Origin of the sequence: Paraburkholderia sp. RL18-101-BIB-B (assembly GCF_046026985.1) — a bacterium.
Taxonomy (GTDB): domain Bacteria; phylum Pseudomonadota; class Gammaproteobacteria; order Burkholderiales; family Burkholderiaceae; genus Paraburkholderia.
On record NZ_JARESV010000044.1, the window covers coordinates 1 to 24,185 of the forward strand.

At 63.8% G+C, this 24,185-nt stretch carries 22 protein-coding genes; 19 read left to right on the plus strand and 3 right to left on the minus strand.

All coding sequences use genetic code 11. From position 1 onward, the window contains the following. Positions 1–1,313, minus strand: a 1,313-nt coding sequence (locus P0D73_RS36490) for a DNA topoisomerase IB (RefSeq protein ID WP_408435071.1), incomplete at its 3' end; no start/stop codon positions are given. Positions 1,314–1,515: 202 nt separating this feature from the next. Here P0D73_RS36490 and P0D73_RS36495 point away from each other — a divergent pair. From P0D73_RS36495 to P0D73_RS36515, 5 genes are all read left to right on the plus strand, one after another. After that, positions 1,516–1,857 (plus strand): chemotaxis protein, encoded by a 342-nt coding sequence (locus P0D73_RS36495; RefSeq protein ID WP_132377402.1) that lies wholly within the window; start codon positions 1,516–1,518, stop codon positions 1,855–1,857. A gap of 146 nt (positions 1,858–2,003) precedes the next feature. Continuing rightward, positions 2,004–2,555, plus strand: a complete 552-nt coding sequence (locus P0D73_RS36500) for a type 1 glutamine amidotransferase domain-containing protein (protein ID WP_408435033.1) — start codon at positions 2,004–2,006, stop codon at positions 2,553–2,555. A 94-nt stretch (positions 2,556–2,649) separates the two neighbouring features. After that, positions 2,650–3,213, plus strand: a complete 564-nt coding sequence (locus P0D73_RS36505) for a DUF4142 domain-containing protein (RefSeq protein ID WP_408435035.1) — start codon at positions 2,650–2,652, stop codon at positions 3,211–3,213. Beyond that, positions 3,210–3,554, plus strand: a complete 345-nt coding sequence (locus tag P0D73_RS36510; RefSeq protein WP_132377399.1) for a DUF1488 family protein — start codon at positions 3,210–3,212, stop codon at positions 3,552–3,554. Before P0D73_RS36505 ends, P0D73_RS36510 begins: the two co-directional genes overlap by 4 nt. A gap of 94 nt (positions 3,555–3,648) precedes the next feature. Continuing rightward, positions 3,649–4,230, plus strand: a complete 582-nt coding sequence (locus tag P0D73_RS36515; protein WP_408179998.1) for a hypothetical protein — start codon at positions 3,649–3,651, stop codon at positions 4,228–4,230. Between the two features lie 89 nt (positions 4,231–4,319). Here P0D73_RS36515 and P0D73_RS36520 read toward each other — a convergent pair whose 3' ends face one another. Then, on the minus strand, positions 4,320–4,562 hold the full coding sequence (locus P0D73_RS36520; protein WP_408179999.1) for a hypothetical protein: 243 nt from the start codon (positions 4,560–4,562) through the stop codon (positions 4,320–4,322). Positions 4,563–4,933: 371 nt separating this feature from the next. On the opposite strand from P0D73_RS36520, the gene P0D73_RS36525 reads away from it, so the two are divergent. Continuing rightward, the gene (locus tag P0D73_RS36525; protein ID WP_132377396.1) at positions 4,934–5,386 is read left to right on the plus strand and encodes a PA2169 family four-helix-bundle protein; all 453 of its coding nucleotides are present in this window, start codon (positions 4,934–4,936) and stop codon (positions 5,384–5,386) included. 190 nt (positions 5,387–5,576) lie between these two features. Here P0D73_RS36525 and P0D73_RS36530 read toward each other — a convergent pair whose 3' ends face one another. Beyond that, complete coding sequence (locus P0D73_RS36530) at positions 5,577–5,918, minus strand: BON domain-containing protein (RefSeq protein ID WP_408180000.1); 342 nt, start codon at positions 5,916–5,918, stop codon at positions 5,577–5,579. Positions 5,919–6,414: 496 nt separating this feature from the next. Here P0D73_RS36530 and P0D73_RS36535 point away from each other — a divergent pair, with 496 nt between their 5' ends. The 13 genes from P0D73_RS36535 (at position 6,415) to P0D73_RS36595 (ending at position 24,127) form a co-directional block, all read left to right on the plus strand. Then, entirely contained in the window at positions 6,415–7,896 is a 1,482-nt protein-coding gene (locus P0D73_RS36535; RefSeq protein ID WP_408180001.1) for an RNA polymerase factor sigma-54, read from the plus strand. 134 nt (positions 7,897–8,030) lie between these two features. Further along, positions 8,031–9,209: a pyridoxal phosphate-dependent aminotransferase gene (locus tag P0D73_RS36540; protein WP_408435038.1), complete on the plus strand. Its 1,179-nt coding sequence runs from the start codon at positions 8,031–8,033 to the stop codon at positions 9,207–9,209. Positions 9,210–9,396: 187 nt separating this feature from the next. Next, on the plus strand, positions 9,397–11,181 hold the full coding sequence (locus P0D73_RS36545) for a S10 family peptidase (protein ID WP_408435040.1): 1,785 nt from the start codon (positions 9,397–9,399) through the stop codon (positions 11,179–11,181). Positions 11,182–11,362: 181 nt separating this feature from the next. Continuing rightward, a complete protein-coding gene (locus P0D73_RS36550) occupies positions 11,363–12,109 on the plus strand; it encodes a FadR/GntR family transcriptional regulator (protein ID WP_408291039.1) in 747 nt (248 codons plus the stop codon). A 349-nt stretch (positions 12,110–12,458) separates the two neighbouring features. After that, a complete protein-coding gene (locus P0D73_RS36555) occupies positions 12,459–13,202 on the plus strand; it encodes a (Fe-S)-binding protein (protein ID WP_408314396.1) in 744 nt (247 codons plus the stop codon). Beyond that, positions 13,199–14,593 (plus strand): lactate utilization protein B, encoded by a 1,395-nt coding sequence (locus P0D73_RS36560; RefSeq protein ID WP_408180005.1) that lies wholly within the window; start codon positions 13,199–13,201, stop codon positions 14,591–14,593. Before P0D73_RS36555 ends, P0D73_RS36560 begins: the two co-directional genes overlap by 4 nt. Then, positions 14,580–15,167, plus strand: a complete 588-nt coding sequence (locus tag P0D73_RS36565) for a LutC/YkgG family protein (RefSeq protein ID WP_408180006.1) — start codon at positions 14,580–14,582, stop codon at positions 15,165–15,167. The genes P0D73_RS36560 and P0D73_RS36565 overlap by 14 nt, the downstream gene beginning before the upstream one ends. A 73-nt stretch (positions 15,168–15,240) precedes the next feature. Further along, positions 15,241–16,125, plus strand: coding sequence for a LysR family transcriptional regulator (locus P0D73_RS36570; protein ID WP_408180007.1), 885 nt, complete (start codon positions 15,241–15,243; stop codon positions 16,123–16,125). A gap of 156 nt (positions 16,126–16,281) precedes the next feature. After that, a complete protein-coding gene (locus P0D73_RS36575; RefSeq protein ID WP_408180008.1) occupies positions 16,282–17,295 on the plus strand; it encodes a succinylglutamate desuccinylase/aspartoacylase family protein in 1,014 nt (337 codons plus the stop codon). Between the two features lie 37 nt (positions 17,296–17,332). Then, positions 17,333–18,748: an MFS transporter gene (locus P0D73_RS36580; protein ID WP_408291045.1), complete on the plus strand. Its 1,416-nt coding sequence runs from the start codon at positions 17,333–17,335 to the stop codon at positions 18,746–18,748. A gap of 280 nt (positions 18,749–19,028) precedes the next feature. Beyond that, on the plus strand, positions 19,029–19,916 hold the full coding sequence (locus tag P0D73_RS36585) for an MBL fold metallo-hydrolase (protein WP_408435073.1): 888 nt from the start codon (positions 19,029–19,031) through the stop codon (positions 19,914–19,916). Positions 19,917–20,000: 84 nt separating this feature from the next. Continuing rightward, positions 20,001–21,866, plus strand: a complete 1,866-nt coding sequence (locus P0D73_RS36590) for a VRR-NUC domain-containing protein (protein ID WP_408435042.1) — start codon at positions 20,001–20,003, stop codon at positions 21,864–21,866. Next, positions 21,863–24,127, plus strand: a complete 2,265-nt coding sequence (locus P0D73_RS36595) for an ATP-dependent DNA helicase (protein WP_408435044.1) — start codon at positions 21,863–21,865, stop codon at positions 24,125–24,127. The genes P0D73_RS36590 and P0D73_RS36595 overlap by 4 nt, the downstream gene beginning before the upstream one ends. Positions 24,128–24,185 lie beyond the last annotated feature (58 nt).

Below are 24,185 nucleotides of genomic sequence, written 5' to 3' on the forward strand. Positions count from 1 at the left end.
GGGGGGTGTTGGCGGGGCCGCCCCCCCCCCGCCCCCCCCACGCCTGCAACCCGAGATGCAGTCGCGCGCCGGGTTCCTTGCGCACCAGCCTTTGCATCGGCCTTTGCCGCCGCTGCTTTACGCACCACACGCGACTTCTTCAGCAGGCTAGTGATCGAATCGCCGATGCTGTCGGCCACCGCCGATTCGCGCGCCTTGCGCCCCTTCGCGCCGGCCTGCCGCGCGAGCTTCGCCGCGCGTTTCTCGGCTTGCGCAAGCAGCGCGGCAAACGCGACCTCGTCCACTCTCAGCCCGCGGCGCGGTTGAGCGGGCGCGAGGCTCTGCAATTCGTCCGCTTCGAATGAGCTGATCACCGCGGGATGAATGTAGCAACGCTTGCACACGGCCGGCGTATTGCGCAGTAACGCCGCCACATCCTTCACGGTCGCGACGATATGACGGCGCGCTTCCGCCGCGCTGCTGCACATCAAGCGGCGCAACGCGGCAAACGCATAGACGCTGCCGGCCCACGTGCGATAGTCCTTGGCCGTGAAATCCGCACCGCTCGCGCGGCGCAGATAGTCGTTGATATCGGCGGAGCCGACGGTGCGGCGCGTGCCGTCTTCGTCGAGGTACTGGAACAGGTCGTGGCCCGGCAGTTCGGCGCAGCGCCGCACGATGCGCTTCACGCGTGAATTGTTCACCGTCACGTCGTGTTCGATGCCGCTCTTGCCGCGAAACCTGAAACGCAACTGGCCGGCTTCGATCTTCACGTGCTTCTTGCGCAGCGTCGTCAATCCGTACGACTGATTGTCGCGCGCGTATTCGACACTGCCGATCCGGATCAGCGTCGTGTCCAGCAACTGCACGATCGCGGCGATGACTTTGTCGCACGGCATGCCCGGCAGGTTGAGGTCACGCGCGACGCGGGCGCGGATTTTCGGCAGCGCGCGGCCGAACTCGGCCATGCGTTCGTATTTGTCGGCATCGCGCGTCTCACGCCAGCGCGGGTGATAGCGGTATTGCTTGCGGCCGCGCGCGTCGCGGCCGGTCGCCTGGATATGGCCGCGCGCATCCGGGCAGATCCACACGTCCTCATAAGCCGGTGGAATCGCGAGCGCGTTGATGCGTTTGATTTCGTCTTCATCGTCGATGCGTTTGCCCGCCACATCGAAATACGCGAAGCCGTCCTTTTCACGCTGACGCGTGATGCCGGCTTTCGTATCGTCGGCATGGCGCAAGCCCGGCGGCATGGCGGCCGGCGCGGGCTGTTTCGCGTTGTCGTCGTCCGCGCGGTCAGGGCGGCGTTGAATCGAAGTAGGTGTGGCAGCCATCGTCGCAGGTAGAAGTTTCAAGCAGAGGGCGCGCTTTGCGCCGGTGACTGTGCCTGCAAGCAAAGGCAATGCCTGGCACTGCCTGCGGCGTGGCGCGCATGGCTGCTGCTGGTTGCTTCTGGTTGCTTCGTGAACGAGCGGAACAGTCCTTGCGAACTCTCGCTACGGGTACTGAATGAACGAACGAACCAAGGAGAGCGCGATGAGCAGCACACTGAATCCCGATGAAGAGCCGCAACAGGTCGTCAAACAAACTGCCGGCACGACCGGCGCGCTCGGTCCGAGCGATTCGTCCGATAGCGGCAGCGACGTCGCCGGTGCGAAGCGTCATGAGTTCGACGTGGATACCGAACTGGACAACCACGCGCTCGAAACCGGCGACACCGAACTTGGCAGCGATACGGATCGTGCCGGCACAGGCGAACGCGCCGCTGCCGACGGTGATTCGACGCTTGTGCCGGACGGTGATATCGAGCCCGACCGGGTGATCGATCCGCTGGCTAACGACGATGATGGCCTCGACGATGACCCGCAAGGTCTTTGATTCTGCTTCGGGCAGCGATCAGAGATGGGCGCATGGCTCGGGCAGGCGGTCGAATGCGTGGGCACGTCTTTTGCTGAAATGACATTAATGATGAGGTCGGGCGTCGCGACAAGCCCGGTCCAGCACCTACAGGAAGGGGAGTATGCATGTCTGACACGCTGAAGGGTTACAAGGTGGCGGTACTCGCGGTGGACGGTTTCGAGCAGGCAGAACTGATCGAGCCAAGACGCGCACTGGCTGAAGCAGGCGCAACGGTGCACGTCATTTCAGCCAAGCCCGGCAAGATCCAGGGTTTCAAGCACGTGGACAAAGGCGACGCCGTCGAGGTGGACGCGACGTTCGACAAGGCAAGCGCCGACGACTATGACGCCGTGGTGTTGCCGGGCGGCGTGGTGAACGGCGACGCGATTCGTCTGCTGCCGCAGGCACAAGCTTTCGTCAAAGCCGCCGACAACGCGAAGAAGCCGATCGCCGTGATCTGTCATGGGGGGTGGTTGCCGGTGTCGGCGGGCATCATCAAGGGCCGCACACTCACGAGTTGGCCGAGCTTGCAGGACGACATTCGCAATGCGGGCGGCACGTGGGTGGACCAGGAAGTGGTCGAGGACGGTAATCTGATTAGCAGCCGCAAACCCGACGACCTGCCGGCTTTTAACAGAACGCTCGTTGCGCAATTGTCGAAGCGCAAGGCGGCATGAGCGGAGTAATGAACCCGGCGCGCGGATGGGATGAAAGCCGCGCCTGGTGTCAGCAGTTCCGCTTCGGTGTATCCGTCGACCTGGGAGAAAGTGCATGAAATTCCGGTATTCCCTACAAGCGATGACTGTCGCGCTGAGTTTGAGCGCGGCGTCCATCGGCGCGGTCTACGCGCAAGCCAGCGACGCTCCGGCGAGCGATGCACCGGTCAGCGCCACGAAGCTTTCGCCAGCGGATCAGCAATTCGTGCAGGACGCCTCGCAGGCCGACGCCACCGAAATCGCGGCCAGCAAGGTCGCGCTGAAGAATTCCAGCGATCCAAAAGTGAAGAAATTCGCGCAACAGATGATTACGGACCACACGAAACTCTCCCACGCGATGGCGGCGCTCGTCTCGAAGAAGGGCTTCACGTCGACGCCGTCGGCGGATTCCGCGCTGGTCGGCAAACTCCAGACGCTCAAGGGCAAGGAATTCGATCAAGCCTACGTCGAGCAGATCGGAGTGGAAGCGCATCAGCGAGCGGTCGATCTGTTCCAGCAGGAAAGCACCAGCGGCACCGATGCGCAACTCAAGGCGGCGGCTCTGCACGCGCTGCCGACCATCAAACATCATCTCGCGATGGCGCAGCAACTCGCCGGCGCAATGAAGGGTTCGCCATGAACGCGATCCTGCCGCGACCGGCCTATGAGGATTCCCTTATGCAGATCACTTTTTCCGACGACAAGCCGGTCTTCGACGGAGCGAATCTGACCGTGCGCTTCATGGCGCGGGTGGATGGCGAACCGGTCGTCTGCACGATTACCGCCGAAGCGCTCGAGGATCATTTCGGCGCCGATTCCGCCCTGGAAGCCGCGCTGATGGCCGCCTTCGACAAAGGCCGTCAACGTATCCGTTCGGTTTGCGCAGAAGCACTCGACCAGAACGACGGTGAAGGCGTAGTGTTGCATAGCGGACTGTTCAGAGTGGAAGGCATGGAACCGGATCGCGGCACCACGGCGTAGTGCCGGCGCGTGCCGTCGCTTGCGCGCGCTGTGCGGCGCGGCGAAATGCGGCGGCATGGTCCGCAAACGCTATCCAACGATGCAAGGAGGCCTCATGTCACTCATCGTCGCAGCACGCTTTACGACTTTTCCCGCCGCTGAAGATGCGGCGGCAAAGCTCTTCAATGCAGGTTTCGTCGAGGAAGACGTCACGCTGTTCTTCGTCAATCCGCGTGGCCAGCACGCGCGTTTTCCGATCGGCGGCGACACCAGCACTGATGCCGGCGCGAGGGATGCGCCCAAAGGTGCCGGCATGGGCGTCACCATCGGGGCGGTAGTCGGCGCCGTGGTGGGCGTCGGGATCTTCGCGGCGTTCTCCGCGCCGATCATCGTGTCGTTGATTGCCGCGGGCGTCGGCGCGTATGTCGGCTCGTTGGTCGGGGCAATGTCGCGAACGCGTGACGCTGGCCATACGGGCCATCGTCCGGCATTCCACGAGGAGACGCGCGATTCCGGCGTGCTCGTGGCCGTGCACGTCTCGCCGGATAATCAGTTCGATGCCGCGCGCGTTTTGCGCGAAGCAGGCGGCATGGCGATCGAGCGGGCAAGCGGACGCTGGCAGCAGGGACGCTGGGCCGATTTCGATCCGTTGAAGCAACCTGTGCCGCTCAGTGAGTTCAGCGAGAGGAGCGCTTGAGTTGACGCGCGTTTTCGCTGCGGTCACTAGCAGAACGGCCCGACATCAATCGGGCCGTTTTTTGTGCCTGCGAACAATCAGCACGCTGCTCAGACCCAGACTTGCGGCGCATTGCGTTGCGGCTGCGGCGCGCGATCCACCTGGCGCTCGTCGCGCGTCGGCTCGCAAGCAGCCGGCACGAGTCCATCATGCATAACGCCACACGAGGGCGACGTTGCCTGAGCATTAGCGGACGGCGCTTCCCGCACTTGCACATGTTCTCGAATCTGCATCACGGCGGCCGAGGTGATGATCGCGACGGCGGCCAGAAATTCTGCGCTCCTGATCTTCATAGTGATAGTCCCTGTCGTTGTTGCCTGCCCATTGTTTTCAATCCATTGGCACGTCTTGCAGTGTGTTGTTGCGTTGCACGCGTGCTGGGGGCGGAGCATATAAAGCAACCGCTGTGCCATCGAGCGGATGCCCACTGGGCGGGGCTTTGCGGGCGGTCGCGAGGCTTCGCGGCGGGCAACATTTACGCGCGTTGGCAAGATTGCACGTGCGTCGTCGACGCAGCGCGCAATACGTCCACGGCGATAGCCGTCGGGCACGCCTCGTGCGAATAGATGTATGAACTCCATCGTTGGAGGGCGAGCGCCTTGCAACAGCGCGACGATTCTCCGGCGACGGATTCCATGACTAACGAAACCCTTGGAGGTATTGAATGGCTACGAACGTTGTTTCCGTGCTGAACGATCTGGTCGAAACGTCGAAGGACGGCGAGAAGGGCTTTCGCAAAGCAGCCGAAGATGCGCACGACGCGCAGCTGAAAACGCTGTTCCTGTCGCGTGCGGAAGACTGCACACGCGGCGCGCGTGAGCTGCAGGACGTGGTTCAAGGGCTGGGCGGCAAGCCCGAAACGGGCGGCAGCATGAGCGGCGCGCTGCATCGCGGCTGGGTCGACGTGAAGTCGGCCGTGACTGATCGCAGTGACCACGAGATTCTGGCCGAGTGCGAGAAGGGCGAGGACGTCGCGAAGAAGCGCTATCACGATGCGCTCGAAAAGGAATTGCCGGCGGATGTGCGGGCGATCGTCGAGCGGCAGTACCAGGGCGTGCTGCAGAATCATGACCGCGTGCGTGATCTGCGCGATCAATATGCGGCGGCCAAGCGCTAAAAGTGGCTGAGCAATCGGCGCTCGATAGGGCGCCGGTTATTGTTCTTCCTTAACTGCGACCGGCTTCAATTCGGCAGCCGATTGCACATAAAAAAGCCATCCGCAACGCGGATGGCTTTTCTGTTTCCTGAACCAGAAGCACCAGGAAACGCCAACCGAAGCCGGCACTTCCCGGGTCGATCGGCCGCTCTTATTCAGCAGCGATCTTCAGATGGTTCTTGACGCTCGAGACACCCTTCACTGCCTCTACGACTTCGCCGGCTGCTGCCTTGTCGTCGGCCGAAGGCACCGTACCCGTGAGCCACACCACGCCCTTGCGGGTCTTCACGTGGATGTGCGTCGACTTGACGTTCTTCGCGGCCAGCAGGTCTGCCTTGGCCTTGGTGGTGATGGTGCCGTCATCGACGTGCTGGCCGATGGTTTCGGACGCCGCCGACGGAGCGCTGCTCTGCGCCATGACGTTGGTCGCGTTCAGTGCGAAAGCGACACAAGCGATGCTACCTGCGGTCTTCAAAAGTTGGATGGTCTTCATGGTTTCTCCTTCGGGTGTTGATGAAAATTGCGGTCTTGTTGCCTGCGGTCGATCGCGGCCGGAACCGCCGATGACACGCGTGGGATCGTTGCCGCTACGGTTCCGTCAGGGCCCGTTATCGACACCGAATGACGGTCTGCATCCGCTGCGCTTGCGCGTTGCATGCAAAGACCGGCGTCCGTCCACATAGTGCCTGGACGCAAGCGGTGTGCCCGCCATGGCGTCAAAAGACTGCCGTCGCAGGAAAGCCGTTACGACACAGGTATTTAGGCTGAGGAATGGGCCGCCGCGAAGCGCGGGCGGCACGCTCGGCGGCTCGCGGCGGGAGGGACCGGAATTTGCCGGGTGCTTGTAAAAAAAGCGCCTGGCGGCCTGCGCAATTGGCGGGCCTGAAAACGCAAAGCGTAGAAAAAACAGGGCGTTGCGCGAGCTGGTACGACAGTTGCTCTTGGGAGGTTACTCACCATTTTTCGGCTATTAACGGGACCTCACTACAATGCCTTCAATTGAACTACGCACAAGGCAGTCTCTCGCACTCACGCCGCGTCTGCAGCAATCAGTGCGTCTGTTGCAGTTGTCGTCTCTGGAGTTCCAGCAGGAGTTGCGCACGGCGCTCGACACCAATCCGTTCCTCGAGTACGACTCGTCGGAGACGGAAGACGTTGCGCTGTCAACCGCAACCTCCGGCGAAGACGGCGGCGCGCTGCCCGCCGCCGACACCGTCGCAAACGCCGAACCCGATTCGGTGCAGGCTGAATCCGGCGCCAACGATACGCTGGAAGGCGCGGGCCAGGACGACATGCCGGGCGATTTCTCCGGCGATTACAGCAGCCGCAGTTCGACTCGCCAGAACGGCGACTCGGACAGCAGCGACCCGGCCGAATGGGCGCGCTCGCAGCCGACCTTGCGCGAGCAACTGCACGATTCGCTGCGCCTTTACCGACTCGACGACCGTGACCGCGCGGTGGCCCGCTTCATCATCGAGGCGCTCGACGACGACGGTTATCTGCGCCAGGAACTCGCCGATCTCGCGGACAGCGTCGATCTCGAACCCGAATTGACCGAAGAAGAATTGCTGGTGGCGCTGCGTCTCGTGCAATCGCTCGATCGGCCGGGTCTGGGCGCGCGTTCGTTGTCCGAGTGCCTGTCGCTGCAGGTGAACGCGTTGCCCGCCGACACGCCGGGGCGCGAAGTCGCGCGGCAAATCGTCGAACATCATCTGGAACGGCTCGCGCGCCGCGAGCAGGCCGAACTGCAAAAGCAGATCGGCTGCAGCGCCGAAGAATTGCGGGTGGCCTGCGCGCTGGTGCGCAAGCTCGACCCGAAACCGGGCAACAGCTACGGCCGTACCGAAGACAACTACGTGGTGCCGGACGTGATCGTGCGTCAGGTCCGCAACAAGTGGGTCGTAGCGATCAACCCGGCGGTGCAGCCGCGCGCGCGCATCCATCGCATGTATGCGGAACTGTTCGCGCAGTCGGCCGGCGCGAGCCGTTCGCCGCTCGCGCAGCAACTGCAGGAAGCACGCTGGCTGATCCGTAACGCGCAGCAACGCTTCGACACGATTCAGCGCGTGGCCGAATGCATCGTCGCGCATCAGAAGGCCTTCTTCCAGTACGGCGAAATCGCGCTCAAGCCGATGGTGCTGCGCGACGTCGCCGAGGAACTCGGCCTGCACGAGTCCACCATCTCGCGTGCCACCGGCAACAAATATATGGCCACGCCGCGCGGTATTTTCGAATTCAAGCACTTCTTCCCGCGCGAACTGGGCACGGAAAGCGGCGGTACGTGTTCGGCCGCGGCCGTGCGCGCGCTGCTCAAGGAAATGATCGCCGCGGAAAACACGCGCGATCCGCTCTCGGATGTGACGCTCGCCAAAATGCTCGCCGATCAGGGCGTGCTGGTGGCGCGCCGCACCGTGGCGAAATACCGGCACCTGATGAAGGTACCGCCGGCGGAGTTGCGCCGCCAGCTTTAACGCGCCGCCCCTTAAAACGGGGCAACGCTCAAGCGCCACGCGAGGCTGTTCGCTCGCGTGGCGCTTTTTCGTATCTGGACGTTTCGCGCGTGCCCCTTTACATTGGCGGGTCCATGGGAAACGGGGTGGGGTCAATGAAGTACTCGAATCTGGTCGAACGCTTGCAGGGCCGGCGCACCTCCGCGTGGGAAATCCATCGTGTCGCGCAACAGGCGGAGGCGAGAGGTGAAGACGTCATCGTGCTGAGCGTGGGGGACCCCGATTTCGCCACGCCCGCGCCGATCGTCGAGCGTGCAATCGAGGCCTTGCGCGGCGGCGACACGCACTACAGCGCCGTGTCCGGCCGCGAGCCGGTGCGCGCGGCGATTGCCGCGGAACACACGCGCATGACCGGCTGTGCCGCGAGCGCCGCCAACGTGATCCTGACCGCGGGGGCGCAGAACGGCGTGTTCGCCGCATCGTTGTGTCTGCTCGAAGCGGGCGATGAAGTGATCGTCCCGGAGCCCATGTATCTGACCTACGAGGCCTGCGTGCGCGCGGCCGGCGCCACGCTCGTGACGGTGCCGGTCGATGCGGCGCGGGCGTTTCACGTCGACTGCGACGCGTTGGAGGCGGCCGTCACGTCGCGCACCAAGGCCATTTTCTTCGCGACGCCATGCAATCCGACCGGCGTGGTCATGCAACGCGCCGATCTCGAACGTATCGCGCGGCTCGCTTGCGAGCACGACCTATGGGTGCTGTCCGACGAGGTCTACGCCGAGCTGACCTTCGAACGCGAGCACGTGAGCATTGCCGCGCTGCCCGGCATGGCGGAGCGCACCGTGACGCTCGGCAGTCTGTCGAAATCGCATGCGATGGCGGGTTGGCGCGTGGGCTGGGCGATCGGGCCCACCGAACTGATCGAGCATATGGGGCGGCTCGCGCTTGCGATGCTGTACGGCTTGCCCGGCTTCATCCAGCAGGCCGCATTGACGGCGTTGCAGCACAAGGCTCAGATCGCCGCCGAGATGCGTGAGATCTACCGGCGCCGGCGCGACGTGGTATTCGAGCGTTTGCATCGTGTGCCGGGCTTGCGGTGCCTGTTGCCCGAGGCGGGCATGTTCATGATGATGGACGTGAGCGGCACGGGCCTCGATACGGTCGATTTCACCTGGCAACTGTTTCGCGCGCAGGGCGTATCGCTGCTCGACGCGAGCGCTTTCGGCGAGACGGCGAATGGGTTCGTGCGGCTGGGATTCGTCGTCGACGAAGCGCGCCTCATCGATGCGTGCGAGCGGATCGCTGTATTCGTCGGTGCATTGCCGCGTCGTTGAGTCTTTCGTCAACATTTCGTTTGCTTTTCGATTAGCGTCACGCAGCGATGCGCTATGGGAGGAGTGCGCGTCCTCGCCAGTTTTCGATTGACGCCGCAAATGCTTGCGTCAAAAATCGAGCGCCGAGTTCGTCTTAACCATTGACCTTCCGGACTTCGGCGCCTATCGACTCTCGGTCGGGAAACTCATGGGCCTTCGCTTCACCTTCTGGTTGCGCCAATCACTGATGGCAGGATCGATGGCGGCCGCGCTCGTCGCGATGGCGCTCGTGCTGCTCGCGCTCGCCACGTTCAGCACGATGTGCGCGGCGGCTGAACCAGACGATTCGCCGGAAGCCGCTGCAAGCACGGACGTCGAGGCATCTGCGCCGGACGCGCCACGCATCGTGAGCGGCACGCCCAATCAACGCGCGGAGGCGAACGACCAACCGCTCGATGAGTCGCACGCAGCCCCGCCGCAGCGCACGCCTCGCCAGCCACGCCCCGCCGCGACGACGCAGAACGAAGCATCGGGCAGCACGGCGCAGCGCAACGCGAAACCTGAGCCGGCGGCGATTCCGGTACCGCCTGAAACCTCGTCGGTCACGCAGCATTCCATCCGGCTCGATGGCCGCAAGATCGACTACACGGCCACCGCCGGCAACCTGTTGTTGCGCGACAGGACGGGGCAGGCCAACGCGAGCGTCTTTTATGTCGCTTACACCGTCGCTAGCAAAACGCCGGAAAAGCGGCCGGTCACGTTCCTGTTTAACGGCGGCCCCGGCGCCGGCACCGTGTTCCTGATGATCGGCTCGTTCGGACCGAAGCGGGTGCGCACCGCGAGTCCCGACATCACGCCGCCCGCGCCTTACACGCTCGCCGACAATCCCGACAGCCTGCTCGATACGACCGACCTGGTATTCATCGACGCCGTCGGCGCGGGCCTGTCGAGGGTGGTCGGCCATGGCACCGGCAAAGACTTCTGGGGCGTCGATAAGGATCTCGGCGCGTTTTCGCAATTCATCGACCGCTATCTGACGGTGAATCAGCGCTGGAATTCGCCCAAGTACCTGCTGGGCGAATCGTATGGCACCGCGCGCGCCGCGATGCTCGCGTATCAACTGGGGCAGAACAATATCGCGCTCAACGGTGTGATCCTGATGTCGTCGGTGCTCGACTCGGCCGCGTTTTCGGCCGGCTCGGATTTCAAAAGCGAAAGCTATCTGCCGAGTTTCGCGGCGATCGCCTGGTATCACGACAAGATCGTGCCGAAGCCGACCAGTCTGCCGGCCTTTCTCGACGAAGCCCGCGCGTTCGCGCGCGGCCCGTATGCGCAGGCGCTCGCGCAAGGTGATGCGCTGCCCGACGCCGAGCGCGACGCGATCGCGGCGCGCGTCGCGCAGTTCACCGGCCTCGATGTCGGCTATGTGAAGCGCAGCCGCTTGCGTCTCTATCCGTCTCGTTATCGCAGCGAATTGCTGCGCGATCAGGCGCGCAGCGTCGGCCGTTACGATGCGCGTTTCGAAGGCATCGACTTCGACAGCGTATCCGAGCGTCCCGATTACGATGCGTCGGTAAGCAGTGTCTCGAGTGCTTTCGACGCGGCGCTGCACCAGCATTTCGCTCAGGATCTGCACTTCACGCCGGCCGAGCGCTACCGCGTCTTCAACGACGAAGCGTTGGCGCAGTGGGACTGGAAGCATCGCGAATGGTGGGGCGAGCATCTGCCTGTGCCATACGCGGCGGGTGATCTGGCCGAGGCGATGCGACAGAATCCGCATTTGCGCGTGATGTCGGTGAACGGCTATTTCGATCTGGCCACGCCTTTCTATGCGACCGAATATGCGCTTGCGCATCTTGGCGTGGATGGGCCGCTGCGCGCCAATGTGCGAATTGCCTACTACCCGACCGGTCACATGATCTATCTCGACGACGCGGCATTGCATACGCTCAAGCGCGATCTGGCGAGTTTCTATGCGGCGGGGGCGCGCTAGCTGGCTCTGAAGAACTCGCGCGGCGGTCGGGGCTTGCCTTACAAGCGGATTCGGCGTGTTCGGTTGAACGGTATAATTCGTTGCAACGTCGCGGTATGACTGCAACGTTTCAGCGCACCGCGCCTGGACGCTTCCACCGCCTGAAAACCGCTCGCTCAACCGGCTTCACTCACCGCTGCCCATGCCATTTCTCCCGATCCAGTCCTTCACACGCAAACGGTTGTCCGACGTGGTGTCCGACCAGATCAAGCAACTGATCTCGGACGGCACGCTGATGCCCGGCGACCGCTTGCCGGCCGAGCGCGATCTGGCGACGCAGCTCGGCGTGTCGCGGCCGTCGTTGCGCGAGGCGCTGATCAGGCTGGAAGCGGACGGCTACATCGAGACCTCCGGGCGCGGCGGTTTCACGGTGGTCGACGTCACGGCGCCGATCATCTCCAAGCCGCTTGCCGAGCTGCTGCTGCAAAATCCACGTACCAGTGCCGATATTCTGGAATTGCGCCAGGGGCTCGAATCGATTTCGACGGTGTATGCCGCCGAGCGCGCCACGGCCGCCGACCTGAAAAAGATCAGCGTGGCGTTCGAAGCATTGAAGGCCGGCTCGCAGTCGCAGGATCGCGTGAACCTCGCGGAACTGGACGCCGCATTTCACCTCGCGATCGCCGACTCCACGCACAACATCGCGCTCGCGCATGTGATGCACGGCATCCATACGCTGATTCGCGAAGGCATGCGCCAGTACCATCGGCTGATCGATTACGACGACGCGATGGAAAAGCAGTTGATGAGTCAGCATCAGGCCATCTACGACGCCGTCATGGCGCGCGACGCGCAAAAGGCGCGCAAGGCCGCCGAGCGTCATTTGACTTTCGTGCGCGAGATCTACAAGGAAGACGCGGCGAAGCCTTCGTCGAGTGCGGTTTCTTGATTGCGTAAGCGCTTGAATGCTGTCTGGACGCTAGCCTGGCGCCCACGTGGTCGCGGTTTCAATCTTTCGCTTTAAATCCCCTTCAGTGCTGGTTCATTGCCGCGGATGCTTGCGCGCACGGCGCGGCCTTATCGTTCCTGATCGCCGCTAATCCGTCGCGATCCCGCGATTGACACCCTCTCACAACTTCCCTTATATTCTTGGTCAGACCAACCTTACCAGTCTGACTGGAACGACGAAAACCTTGTCAAGGTCGATCCATGCCGCCGCGACGCCGTACTGGTTCCCCGGCGCGATTCCGCAGTAGAGTAGGTGGTCGCCGGCTGCCATTTTTCTTTTCAATAAGCTTATGAAAGTCGCCCTGTTCATCCCGTGCTTCATCGACGCGTTCTATCCCGAAGTGGGGATCGCCACGCTCGAATTGCTCGAACGTTTCGGCATCGAGGTCGACTATCCGCAGGAGCAAACCTGCTGCGGCCAGCCGATGGCCAACAGCGGCGCGCATGCCGAGGCAGCCGGCACCGAGCGTGTGTTCGCGCGCAACTTCGCGGGCTACGACTACATCGTCGGGCCGTCGGCGAGTTGCATCCACCACGTGCGCGAGCATCTGACCGCGCTCGAACAAACCGACGAAGTGAAGCAGGTCCGCGCGAACGCTTACGAACTCGTCGAGTTTCTGCACGACGTGGTCGGCGCGCGTGAATTTCCCTGGGCCGAGTTTCCGCATCGCGTAGGCTTGCATAACAGTTGCAGCGCGTTGCGGCATCTGAAGGAAGCGTCGATTTCGGAAGTGGCGGGCACGCCGTTTTCGAAGCCGCGCACCTTGCTCGAAGGCGTGAAGGGCATCGAGTTCGTCAAGCTGGCGCGGCCTGACGAATGTTGCGGTTTCGGCGGCACCTTCTCCGTCACCGAAGAGCCGGTGTCCGTGCGCATGGGACAGGACAAGGTGCGCGATCATCTGAACGCGGGCGCCGAATACATCGTGTCGGGCGACATGTCGTGCCTCATGCATCAGCAAGGCTGCGCGGAACGCATGAAAGCCGACGCGCGTTTCATCCATATCGCGCAGGTCCTCAATGGAGCACGCGTATGAGCAACCGGATCGATCACGCGAAAGCCGCGGGCGCTTTTATCAGCAAGACGGAGCATGTGGCGTTTCACGACAAGCGTCTGTGGGATTTGCGTGAGAAGCGCGATGTGCAGGCGCACGGCATTGCTGAATGGGAGACGATGCGCGAACTCGCATCGGGTATCAAGGAACATACGCTGTCTAATCTGTCCGCATATCTCGAACAGTTCGCGGCGGCGGCCGAGGCCAACGGCGTGACGGTCCATTGGGCCGCCACCGCCGAAGAGCACAACGCGCTCGTGCACCAGATCATGTCGGAACGCGGCATGACCACGCTCGTCAAAAGCAAGTCGATGCTCACCGACGAATGCAAGATGCGCGAGTATCTCGAACCGCGCGGCATCACGGTGATGGAAACGGATCTGGGCGAACGCATCCAACAACTCGATCATCAGGACCCGAGCCACATGGTGGTGCCGGCGGTGCATAAACTGCGCGCCGATGTCGCCGAACTGTTCGGCCGCACCATCGGCACCGATCCGAAGAATAGCGACATTCACTACCTCGCGGAAAGCCAGCGCATGAACACGCGGCCGTACTTCGTGCGCGAGAAAACGGCCGGCATGACCGGCTGTAATTTCGCGGTGGCGGAGACCGGCACGGTCGTGGTGTGTACGAACGAAGGCAATGCGGATCTGTCGGCGAACGTGCCGCCTTTGCATATCGCGTCGATCGGTATAGAGAAGCTGATTCCGAAGGTGTCGGACCTCGGCGTGTTCATCCGCATGCTGTCGCGCAGCGCGCTCGGCTCGCCGATCACGCAATACACCTCGCATTTCCGCGCGCCGCGTCCAGGCACGGAGATGCATTTCATCCTCGTCGATCACGGCCGCTCGGAGCGGCTCGCGATGGAGGACTTCTGGTACTCGCTCAAATGCATTCGCTGCGGCGCCTGCATGAATACGTGTCCCGTGTACCGGCGCAGCGGCGGGCTGTCGTATGGCGGCACGTACTCGGGGCCGATCGGCGCGATCATCAATCCGACCTTCGATCTGAAGCGCTATAGCGCGTTGCCGTTCGCGTCGACGCTCAATGGCAGTTGCACCAACGTGTGTCCGGTGAAGATCAATATCCACGAGCAGATCTACAAGTGGCGCACGGTGATCGCCGAGCGTCATGAAGTGCCGTTCGTGAAGCAGGAAGTGCTGAAAATGGCGGGGCGTTTGCTGGCGAGTCCGACCTTGTATCGCGCGACGGTGTCGTCGATGGGTAGCGCGCTGCGGCGGCTGCCGAACTTCGTGCTGTATAACCCGCTCAATATCTGGGGCAAGCAGCGCGAGTTGCCCGAGGCGCCCAAGCTGACCTTCCACGCCTGGTACAAGAAGAATCGTGGAGGCGACAATGGCAACGCGTGAGGCTTTTCTGGACAAGGTGCGGCAGGCGCAGCCGCCGTCGCGGCCACGACCCGAAGTGCCGCTGTTCGACTCGGCAGGAGGCGATCTGCGCGCGCGCTTCACGGCGGCCTTGCAGGCAATGGGCGGCGCCTGCGTCGAAGCCAGTTCCGCAGCCGATGTGAGCGGGCTGATTCGCGAGCGCTTTGGTGCGGTGGCATCGGTGGCTTCGGCGACTGCCGAAGTGCCAGGCACGCGCGCGCTCTCAGCCGATACGGAACCCGCCTCGTTGCAGGACATCGACGTCGGCGTGGTGCGGGCACGCTTCGGCGTTGCGGAAACCGGCTCGGTGTGGTTCAGCGAACGCGAGTATGTGGTCAACGCGCTGGGCTACATCGTGCAGCATCTGGTCGTGCTGCTCGACCCGGCGCAATTGATCGACGGCTTGCAGGACGTGTACCGGCGCGATGATTTTCGTGACGCCCGTTATGCGGCGCTCGTCACCGGACCTTCGGCGACGGCGGATATCGAGGGCGTGCTGATTCGCGGCGCGCAAGGCGTGCGGTCGTTGACGGTGGTGTGGCTCGCGGCGCAATGAAAATGCAGTAACCGCGGCGTGATCGAATGGCACAATGCGGCATCCCGTTCGATAAGCCTGCCACTCTGCTGACATGGAACTCCGGCATCTCCGATACTTCGTCGCCGTTGCGGAGCACGCGAGCGTGCGCGGCGCCTCCGAGCAACTTCACGTGACCCAGCCGGCCATTTCGCGGCAAATCCAGGACCTCGAGGAAACCTTGGGCGTCGCGCTATTCGAGCGCACGCCACGCGGCCTCAAGTTGACGCTGGCGGGCGACGCCTATCTGCGCGAGGCGCGCGGCATTCTGCAGCAGGTCGAGCAAGCGGCGCGCGTCGCGCAACGAGTCGCGGCAGGCGTGTCGGGTCATGTGCGCATGGGGTTCGTCGAAAACGCGGTGTGGGGCGGCCTCGTGCCGAACGCGCTGCAAGCGTTCCAGCAGAAGGCGCCGCAGGTCGGCATCGAACTCACGCCGATGAACACGCCCGAGCAACTGGACGCGATCGACGCGGGTCAGCTGGACGGCGGCTTCATCTACCACTTCGGCGCGCTGCCCGAACAGTTCGCCAGCTTGCCCTTGCTCGAAAACGGTGTCGTGCTGGCGGCGCCGGCTTCGTGGTCGTTCGGCCGGCGCAAGACCGTGCCTGCCGCGCAACTGGCCGGCAAGCCCTTCATCACGTTTCCGCGCGATGTTTATCCCGCTTACTACGACCGCCTGATCGGCGCATGCGAGCGCGCCGGTTTGACGCTCGACGTGGTGCAGGAAGTGTCGACGGAAGCCGCGATTCTCTCGTTAGTGTCGGCGGGTGTGGGCGCGGCGATCGTCAACTCGGCCAATCGCGAACGGCCGCCCGCGCTGGTGCAATTCCTCACACTGTCCGATCTGTCGATCGTGCTGCCGCTGCATTTTGCCTATCACGAGCAGCATCGCAATCCGGCGCTCGCGCAGTTCATTGCCTTGCTCAAGGCGCAGAAGTGAGCGGCTGGCAATACCTTGCTGTGATGCCTTTAAGGCATCGGCTTCCCTAAAAATCGGCATTGGCGCTGCTTTTTTGCCTCGACGATATTGAATGCACGACCACGGCGCGTCATCCGACGACAGCGCCGTGGTCCGCTTTCTTATCGGGAGACAACCATGCCGTCCACACCATCGCTGATTTCCACCGACATCGACTACGAACGCCCCGGCCTGCAAAACGGCACGTTGCGCGTGCCGTATTCGCACGACCGCTCCGCGTACGGGCACATTCCGATTCCGATCACCGTGCTCAAGGGCGGTGACGGTCCTACCGTACTGTTGACCGGGGGCAATCACGGCGACGAATACGAAGGCCCTGTCGCGCTGATGAAACTGATCCGGCGCATGCTGTCGATGTCGATTAACGGTCGGCTGATCGTCGTGCCGGCGCTGAATTTCCCGGCCTTTATCAACGGCTCGCGCACCTCGCCGATCGACAAGGGCAACCTGAACCGTGTTTTTCCCGGCACGCGCAACGGCCATATCACCGAAATGATTGCGCACTATGCGGACACCGAACTGTTTCCACGCGCCGACGTCGTGATCGATCTGCACGCGGGCGGCGCGTCGTTCAATCATCTGCCAGCCTTGCTCGCGGCGCCGCCAGCCGACGCGTCGCGCCGTGCCGAATACCGGCGGCTCGTGCAGGCGTTTGCCGCGCCGCAAACCATGCTCATGGATCTGCTCGGCGAGGACCGCACGTATGGCGCGGCCGTAGAGCGGCACGGCAAGCTGTTCCTGTGCGGTGAATTCGGCGGTTACGCGGCCTGCGATCCCGACGGCGTCGCGATCGTCGAGGATGGTCTGCGGCGTGTGCTGCATACGCTCGGCGTCACGCCTGACGATCGTCCGCCTGCGCCGCGGCACGACACGCGTTGGTTGAAAGTGGACGGCGCGCGGCACTACGTGTTCGCCTCGCGGGCGGGCGTGGCCGAACCCGTGTTCGCACTCGGCGATCAGGTCAAAAAGGATCAGTTGGCCGCGCGGGTGTTCGATCCGTACGCGCCGTGGAGCGAACCGCAGGAGATCCGTTTTGCGGGCGATGGTGTGGTGGTCTGCATGCGTTCGTTCGCACGCGTCGAACCGGGCGACTGTATCGCCGTGCTGGCCGCGGATGCGCAGTGGCAATGACCCCGTCCATCGAACAGAAGCCAGCCGGAGATTCGCCATGAATGCAGTCACCACCGTGACCGATGCCGACGCCGCCGATGCGCGTCGTGGGCACGCCTACGTCGTCGTCCTGTTCTTTGTCTGCTTTGCGTTTTCGTATCTCGACCGGCAGATCGTGAGCATTCTCGTGCAACCGATCAAGGAAACGCTGGCGCTCACCGATACGCAAATCGGCCTGCTGCAAGGGTTTTCGTTCACGCTGTGCTACGCGACGGCGGGCGTGTTCATCGCGCGCTTGATTGATCGCTCCAATCGCGTGCGGTTGATTGCCGTGTGCGTGGCGATCTGGGCGGTCTCCACGGCGCTGTGCGGGTTCGCGCACAATTTCGGCGAACTGCTCGCGGCGCGTGCGGGGACGGCGATCGCGGAAGCGGGCCTGAGCCCGGCGGCGCTGTCGATCTTCAGCGATCTGTATCCGCCGCGCAAAGTCACTCGGGCAAGCAGCGTGTTCATGCTGGGACCGTACATCGGCGGTGGCGTCGCTCTGTTCGGCGGCGGCATGCTGCTCGGTTCGATCGAGCACGGCGCGGGCGCTGCGTGGCTCGCGGGCATGGGTTTGAACGGGTGGCAGGCGGTGTTCGTCGCGGTCGGATTGCCGGGGCTGGCGCTTGCGGCGATCGTCGCGTTGTCGGTGCGGGAGCCGCAACGGCGCGGGGTGTCGTCCGCGCTTCGGAACGTGGCCGCGGACCCGGCCACGCAGGGTGTCGTCCCGACTGAAACTGCGCCATCGGCCGCTGTGGTGGCCGAGGCCTTGCAAGACAGTACGCCGCCGCTGAAAGACGTGCTGCGTGAACTGTTCGTGAAGAACCGCTTCTGCCTGCCGTACTTCGCCGCCTATGTCGCGCTGATCACGCTGTTCTACTCACACGCGGCCTGGTTTCCGACGCTGCTGATCCGGCATTTTCATCTGACGCCACGCGTAGTCGGACAGATGGCAGCGCCGGCCTATATGTTCGGCGGCATACTCGGTGTGCTGAGCGCGGGCTGGCTCGCAGGGCGCGTCAGCGATGCCGCCGCCGTGCGCAAGGTGCTGGTGCTGTCCGCGTCGGCGGCTGCGTTGCTCGTGCCGGCCGCCATTGCGATGCCGCTCGTCGGCGATGTGCATATCGCGGTGGTCCTGTATGGCGCCTCCGCGTTTGCTGCGAGTGTCGCGATGGCGTTGGCGCCGGTGCCGATCCAGATCGCAATTCCGAATCGTATGCGCGGACGTTCGATTGCGTTGCTGGTGTTTCTCACCAACGCGATCAGCGGCGGACTCGGGCCGTTCGCGGTCGGCTTCATCAATGAGCGGCTCGGCGGGCAAAGCGCTGGTTTGGGCGTGGCGCTGGCGTGCGTCGGCGGTGTGGCGGCTGCGCTCAGCGCGCTGCTGTATGGCGTGGCGGCGCGACGCACGCCGGTGTTGGCTCGCGCATGACGCGGCTTGCATGGCCGCGTCCGCGTGAATCGGTGCATGACATGGCCCGCATGGTGGCGGCCGCGTGAACCGGCGCAAGAGATGGTTGCATGGAGGCGCGTCGCGCCCCCGTAGACCGATGGACACCGAGCCTCACATGGCGATGCCCACAAAGCATCGCCATACGCAGAAAACGGCATTAGCCGGCAAGCCACGGATTTGCGATAGTGAAGCCATTCACCGCAGAAGAGTGGCAAAACCGATCCACTCGCTGCCGCCGCACTTTTCACGGAGTCACATGATGCCGACTGAGGTCCTCACGCACCGAATAGGCGACGCGCGCATCACCCGCGTCAGCGAAACCTGCTTTCCGTTGGCGCCTACGGTCCTCTATCCGGAGTGGGCGTCGTCGGCAGCCGACGAATTGGGCCGCCGCCTGTCGTCGGCAAGTCTCGACCTCGAACACAACGAAGTGACGCTCAGCGTGCACACCTGGGTCGTGCAGATGGATGGCCTGACCGTGCTGATCGACACCGGCATCGGCAATTTCAAGGAGCGGCCGTTCAGCAAGCTGTTTCATCAGCTGAACAACCCGTATCTGGAGCGTCTCGCCGACGCGGGCATCTTGCCGGCGCAGGTGGACGAGGTGCTGCTCACGCATCTGCACGCGGACCACGTCGGCTGGAATACGCAGTGGATCGACGGCCGCTGGCAGCCGACCTTCCCAAACGCGAAATACGTGTTCCCGCAAGCGGAGCAGGATTTCTTCGCGACCCCGGCGGGTGACAGCCGCCGCGTGGTTTTCGATGACAGCGTCGTGCCTGTGATCGAATCCGGTCAAGCCGTAACGATTCCTGCCGAGGGCGGCACGTGGCGCGAAGGTATCGTATTTCATCCCACGCCGGGGCATAGCGCCGGACATATATCGATATCGATCCGTTCGCGCGGCGAGGAAGCGATCTTTACCGGCGATGTGATGCATAACCCCATCCAGGTCTACCGCCCGGAGTGGAACTCGACGTTCTGCCTCGATGCGGCGTCTGCGCGTAACTCGCGGCACTGGTTGCTGAACTACGCGGCCGATCGCGACGCGACGCTCTTCACCGCGCATTTTCCGCAGACATCGGCGGGGCGGGTGAGGCGCGGCGCGGACGGATTCGAATGGCAGTACGCTGACGCCGCACCATGACGTTGCCTTTGAGGCAATCTGGGCGGGCTCTCCACGGATTTTGCTATCATCACTGTATAAACATACAGGTTTCATGAAAGTGCCGTGGCAACACCTGTCTCTCCCTACGCTCTCTACTATCTGCTGAACTTCGAGCGCGCCCTGGCGTGGCTCGCGCAGCGTTACGACGATGTGTTCGACACTCACGAACGCGCGTTTCTGCGCGAGTTCGCCGCGTTGCCGCAGTCTTCGCGCGCGCTGCTGGTTCGCATGCTGATGCGCAAAGGTACGCTGTTCCGCGCGAGCCGCCTGTCTTACGACGAGATCGGCTGCCCGTTGCAGGCGGCCGCGCCGATCGCGGCGCTCGGCTGGGTTGATACCGAACCGTGTCTGACGCTCGACGAGTTGTTCTCGCTCACCACGCGTGCCGAGTTGATGGAGATTTTCGCGGACACCATCGCGTTGATTCCGGGCGCGAGGAGCCTGCGCAAACCGGACCTGCTGGAAACACTGCGCCCTTTCTATGCGAGTGAGAGCGACGAGGAAGGTGCCACGGCGCGCCCGCTTTCGGCATGGCACGGTCGAACTGAAGACCGCGTCCTTCACGTGGCGATCGCGCCGCTTTGCGAACGTTTGCGTTTGATGTTCTTCGGCAATTTGCAGCAGGAGTGGTCGGAGTTCGTGCTCGCCGACCTCGGTGTGTTCCAGTACGAGAAAGTGGCGTTCGCGCCTTCGTCGCGTGCGTTCCAGCAGCGCGCGGACGTCGACGTCTATCTCGCCTTGCATGCGTGCCGCGAGGCGCTCGAATGGCTGCCCAGTGGCGACGCGGAAGCGGCGGCAATCCACGAGCTTGTCACGTCGGTCGCCGCCATTGAGACTGCCAACCCCTGGCTCGAGACGCGGCGCGCGAAATTGCTGTTCCGCATCGGCAATCTGTGCGAGCGTCGGCAGAACTGGGCGGCCGCGCTCGCGGTTTATGAGCGTTGTGCGTGGCCCGGCGCGCGCCATCGGCGCATGCGCGTGCTCGAACGCAGCGAGCGTTTCGACGATGCCTTCGCGCTGGCCTTGCAAGCCTCCGCGGCGCCTGAAAGCGAAGAAGAGGCGCAACGCCTCGCGCGCATGCTGCCGCGTTTGCAGCGCAAGCGTGGCGAGGCGGTCGCGCGTGTGCCGGCGGCCCGTCCGGTCGAGCGCAGCGCGCTGGTGCTGCCGCGGCCCGAGGCGCCGATACCGGTCGAGTACGTCGCCCGCGACCATTTGACGTGCGAGACCGCACCGGTGCATTACGTCGAGAACGCGCTGATCAACTCGTTGTTCGGGCTGCTGTGCTGGGAGCCGGTTTTCGCGGCGTTGCCGGGGGCGTTTTTTCATCCGTTCCAGCGTGGTCCGGCCGATCTGCACGCGCCGGATTTTCATGCGCGCCGCGCGGATCAGTTCGCCGGGTGTCTCGAACAACTCGATAGCGGCGTCTATCGCGAGACGATTTTGCGGCATCTGCATGGCAAGGCGGGGCTGCAATCGCCGTTCGTGTTCTGGGGGATGCTCACGCCGGAACTCGTCGCGCTGGCGCTCGACTGTCTGCCGGCCGCACATCTGAAACTGTGGTTCGAGCGTTTGCTGCGCGATATTCGCGGTAATCGGTCCGGCTTGCCGGATCTGATCCGATTCTGGCCGGCCGAGCGTCGCTATGAGTTGATCGAAGTGAAAGGCCCCGGCGACCGCTTGCAGGACAATCAGATTCGCTGGCTCGCGTATTGCGCGCAGCACGGCATGCCGGTACGCGTGCTCGACGTGCGCTGGGCCGATGAAGCCGTAGTCGCGGAAGGAGGTGGCGTGGCTGAAGTTGCTACCGAGGCCGCCACCGAGGTTGCCGCCGAGGCCACCGGCGAGCTCACCGCCAAGGCCACTGCCGAACCCGCCACCGCGGCCACCATCGAGGTCGCCGCCAAAGCCACCACCGAGGCCACCGCATGACCTACATGGTCGCCGTGCGGGCGATGTGCGAATTCACCGCAAGGCGCGGCGACCTCGACCTGCGCTTCACGCCGGCGCCGACCTCGCTCGAAGGCATGGCGGGCCACATGACGGTCGCCGGCCGGCGCGCGAACGGCTACGAAACCGAAATCACGCTGACAGGCACGCATCGCCGCCTGACCGTGCGCGGCCGCGCCGACGGCTATGACCCGAGCGCGAACCGGCTGGAAGAGGTCAAGACGCATCGCGGCGATCTCGAACGAATGCCGGCCAATCACCGTACGCTGCACTGGGCGCAGGCGCTCGTCTACGGACATCTGCTGTGCCGGACACGCGAACTCACGGAATTGACGGTAGCGCTGGTGTACTTCGATATCGGCACCCAGAAAGAAGTGTTGCTAACGCAAACGCATACCGCGCGCGACCTGGAGATTTTCTTCGTCGAGCAATGCGAGCGGTTTCTCGATTGGGCAGTTCAGGAAGAAGCGCATCGGGCCGCGCGCAATGCGGCGCTCGACGCGCTGCAGTTTCCGCATGGCCAGTTTCGCAGCGGACAGCGCGAGCTGGCGGTGTCGGTGTATCGTTCGGCACGCGACGGCAAGCCGTTGATGGCGCAGGCGCCGACTGGCATCGGCAAGACGCTCGCAACGATTTTCCCCTTGCTTAAAGCGTGTGCGTCGGACCAGATCGACCGGGTGTTCTTCCTGACCGCCAAGACGCCAGGCCGCGCGCTGGCGCTGGATGCGATCGAAACGCTCCATCGAGGCGTCACGCGCCTGCCGTTGAGAACCCTCGAACTGGTCGCGCGCGACAAAGCCTGCGAGCATCCCGACAAAGCCTGCAACGGCGAATCCTGTCCACTTGCGCGGGGCTTCTACGACCGGCTCGACGCGGCCCGCAGCGCGGCGCTGGCCGCTCCGCGCCTCGACCGCGCGGCGGTGCGCGAAGCGGCGCTCGCCAACGACGTCTGTCCGTACTACCTGGCGCAGGAACTCACGCGCTGGGCCGACGTGGTGGTCGGCGATTACAACTACTACTACGACAGCAGCGCCATGCTGTATGCGCTCACGCAGATCAACCAGTGGCGCGTGGGCGTGCTGGTAGACGAGGCGCACAATCTGCTCGACCGCGCGCGCCGCATGTACACCGCGTCGCTCGATCAGGCGACGTTCCGGCTCGCGCGCAAAACGGCGCCGGCCACCTTGCGCAAGCCGCTCGAACGGCTGCAACGCGAGTGGAACGCCGTCAAGCGCGCGCAGACCGCGACCTATCAGGTCTATGCCGACGTCCCCGGCAAACTGCTCTCGGCCGCGCAGAATCTGATCGGCGCCGTCACCGATCAGCTGGCGGAAGCACCGCTTTCCATCGACGAAGCGTCGCTGCGCTTTTTCTTCGACGCGATGCATTTCGTCGCGCTGGCCGAGCAGTTCGGCGAGCATTCGATCTTCGATCTCACGCTGACCGCGGACCGTTACGCGCCGCGCGACAAAACGAATGCCACGCTCTGCGTGCGCAACGTGATTCCCGCGCCGTTCCTCGCGCCGCGCTACGCGGCCGCGCGCACCACGGTGATGTTCTCCGGCACGCTCAACCCGCATCATTTCTATCGCGACACCCTGGGCCTGCCTGAACAAACCCAATGGCTCGACGTGGAAGGGCCGTTTCGCGCCGAACAGTTGCAGGTGCGCGTGGCCGGCAACGTATCGACGCGTTGGCGCGACCGCGAGCGTTCGCTCGTGCCGATCGTCGATCTGATCGCGCGGCAATATGCGGCGCAGCCGGGCAACTATCTGGGCTTTCTGAGCAGCTTCGAGTATTTGCAGCGCGTGGTCGCGCTGATGCGCGAGCGGCATCCGGACTTGCCGGTCTGGGCGCAGGAACCCGGCATGGACGAAGCGGCGCGCGACGCGTTTCTCGCGCGCTTTCGCACCATGAATCAGGGCGTGGGCTTCGCGGTGCTCGGCGGCGCGTTTTCGGAAGGCGTCGATCTGGTCGGCCAGCAACTGATCGGCGCGTTCATCGCCACGCTCGGTTTGCCGCAGATGAACGAGATCAACGAACAGATGCGTCGCACGATGGAGGAGAAGTTCGGCAACGGCTACGACTACATGTACCTGTACCCGGGTTTGCAGAAAGTGGTGCAGGCGGCCGGACGCGTGATCCGCACGGAGCAGGACCAGGGTGTGGTGCATCTGATCGACGACCGCTACCGGCGGCCGGAAGTGCGGCGGTTGCTGCCGCGCTGGTGGGACGTGCAATAGCGCGGCAGCCCGGCGCGTTATTAGCGCGCCTCTTTACCTCCCAGGTAATCGACCTGCC